At 66.4% G+C, this 2,816-nt stretch carries 1 protein-coding gene and 1 pseudogene; one reads left to right on the top strand and one right to left on the bottom strand.

Annotated features, from left to right (window positions below; translation table 11 throughout):
* Positions 1-1,965 (bottom strand): ribonuclease E/G (locus RT567_RS15700; RefSeq protein ID WP_313577162.1); only part of this gene is annotated, 1,965 nt, incomplete at its 3' end.
* 455 nt (positions 1,966-2,420) lie between these two features.
* Here RT567_RS15700 and RT567_RS15695 point away from each other — a divergent pair.
* Positions 2,421-2,816 (top strand): annotated as a pseudogene (locus tag RT567_RS15695) (N-acetylmuramoyl-L-alanine amidase); the annotation flags it as partial.

Raw genomic sequence — 2,816 nt, 5'->3', positions numbered from 1 at the left:
GCGCACCCAGGCGTAAACGTCGCGTTCGCCTTCCTCGCGCATCCGGCGACCGCCGCGACGGCCCCGGCGGCGACGACCGCCCCGGCCGTCGTCGTCTTCGTCAGACGCAACGGCTTCGGTTTCTTCGTCACGACGTCCGCCGCGACGGCGACGGCGGCGACCGCCGCCACGGCTGTCGTCGTCCTGTTCCTGACGGGCGCGGGCCTCGTCGTCGTCCTCGTCCTCGCGGTCGAGATCGGCGTCGTCCTCGTCGTGGTCGATGTCGTCCTCGTCGTCGGCGTCTTCTTCCTCGTCCTCATAGGCGCTGTCGTCGAAGCCGTCGTCGAGGTCAGCCAGATCGATGTGGCTTTCCGGCGCGACGAAGTCCTCGTTGGTTTCAGTGCGCTCGATCGAGTGCTCGCCCTGGGCCAGGCTGTCGTCGATCTGGATGACGACGTTCACGCCGCGCTGTTCCAGCAGGGACTGCAGATAGTCGCGCTTGTGGTTCAGGATGTAGAGGGCCACGACCGTCGAGACGCGCAGGTTCACTGATCCCGCGCCGTTCTTGCCGGCCTCGATGTCGACGGCGCGCAGGGTGGTCAGGGCCGCCGATTCGGCCGAGCGGACGCGCCCCGCGCCCTGGCAGCATTCGCAGACCTCGGTCGCGCCTTCGATCACGCCCAGGCGGCGGCGCTGACGGCTGATCTCCATCAGGCCGAAGCCGGAGATGCGGCCCATCTGGATGCGCGCACGGTCCTTGGCCAGGGCGTCCTTGAGAACCTTCTCAACCGCGCGGTTGTTCTTGCCCTCGTCCATGTCGATGAAGTCGATGACGATTAGACCGGCCAGGTCGCGCAGGCGTAGCTGGCGGGCGGCCTCGACGGCGGCTTCCAGGTTGGTCTTGGTGGCCGTGGCCTCGACGTTGCGTTCCTTGGTGGCGCGGCCCGAGTTCACGTCGATGGCGACCAGGGCTTCGGTCTGGTTGATGACCAGATAGCCGCCCGACTTCAGCGGCACGACCGGCTGGTGAATCTGGGTCAGCACCTCTTCGATGCCGTTCGCGGCGAACAGCGGGCGCGAGCCCTGATAGAGATGGATCTTCTTGGCCTGCGACGGCATCAGCACGCGCATGAAGTCGCGGGCCTGCTTGAAGCCCTCGACGCCCTCGACCTGAATACCGTCGAAGTCCTTGTCGTACATGTCGCGCACGGCGCGGCGGACCAGGTTCTCTTCCTCGTGGATCATCGCCGGCGCATTGGAGCGCAGGGTCAGCTCGCGGATCGTTTCCCACAGGCGCAGCAGATATTCATAGTCGCGCTTGATCTCGGCCCGCGTGCGCTTGGCGCCCGCCGTGCGGATGATCAGGCCCATGCCCTGCGGCACCTTCAGCGCGGCGGCGGCGGATTTCAGCCGGCGACGGTCGGAGGTGTTGGTGATCTTGCGGCTGATGCCGCCGCCCTTGCCGGTGTTCGGCATCAACACGCAGTAGCGGCCGGCCAGCGACAACCAGGTGGTCAGGGCCGCGCCCTTGGCGCCGCGCTCGTCCTTGACGACCTGCACCAGCAGGATCTGACGGCGCTTGATGACGTCCTGGATCTTGTAGCGACGCATCAGGCGGCGCTTCAGGCGCTCTTCGTCGGCCAGCTTGCCGTCGGAATCGGCGTCGTCGGATTCACGGCCCAGATCGTCTTCGTCCGCGTCGTCGTGCGCTTCGGCCATGATGGCTTCGCGGTCAGCGACGGGGATCTGATAGTAATCCGGGTGGATTTCGTTGAAGGCCAGGAAGCCGTGGCGGTTGCCGCCGTACTCGACGAAGGCGGCCTGAAGGCTGGGCTCTACGCGGGTGACCTTGGCGAGATAGATGTTCCCGCGAAGCTGACGACGGGCGCGGGATTCGAAATCGAATTCCTCAACCTGGCGGCCGTCCACGATCGCGACGCGCGTTTCTTCCGCGTGCGCCGCGTCTATCAACATGGTTTTTGACATTGAAGGTCTCTCTCAGGCGCGCCAGGCCGTGCGCCGCGAACTCAGTCGCGGGAATAGGGGCGGCTCGCCGAATGGAAATGGGGGCCAGGGCGCGCGTCATCCCCTCGCAGAAAGCGAGAGCGGCATGGTCTTGCCGTTCAGGAGCGCAGGCGGGTCGGCCCATAAGGTTGTCGGTCCTGGGCCCGGACGCGCCGATCAAGGCTGCATCCCGAACCCGTATCTTCGGATCGACGGCCAGGCCGCGCGATCCTCGGAATTGGTGAAAAGTTCAGCGCCGCGAGGAGGGCGCGCCTGATCCCGACACAGTGACGGGCGGCGCGATCGTTCGCATGCGGAACCGATAATAGGCAGATGTTGCGGAAAATAAAAGAACCGCGCGCCGGTAAGAGGTCTTAACGAAATCCTTAAACCCTGGGCCCATCCTGACTTCTAAACTGCAGGGCGAATTCCCTCTGATGTTGGGTCGGTGGCGTGACAATCTGAGCCGTTGGGGCGTGCGCGAATGGTTGATGACCGGCCTGGCGTTCGTCGTCATCTGCCTTGTCGTGCTCACGGCGACGCGCGGGCTGGCCTTTGGCCCGGACGGCGAAATCGTGCGTCTGCGTTTCGGCGGCGACGCCCAGCGGACCCGCGTAGTCCTGGACCTGGGTCGCACGACCCGAGGGCAGGTGGTCGAGGACGGCTCGGCCGGGCGGGTCATCCTGTCTCTGGCGGGGGTCTCTCCGGCGCGTGGATTGGAAGGCAGCGGCTCGGGCCTGGTGCGCGGCTATGAGGTCAGCGCGGCCTCGGGCGCGTCGCGCGTACGGCTCGACCTGGCGCGCGGCGCCGAGATCGAGCGCCGCTTCCTGCTT

The organism is Brevundimonas sp. (assembly GCF_032107865.1).
In the GTDB taxonomy this organism is placed as follows: domain Bacteria; phylum Pseudomonadota; class Alphaproteobacteria; order Caulobacterales; family Caulobacteraceae; genus Brevundimonas.
The sequence above is the reverse complement of the archived record's forward strand: the minus strand, read 5'-3'. Positions and strand labels throughout refer to the sequence as shown.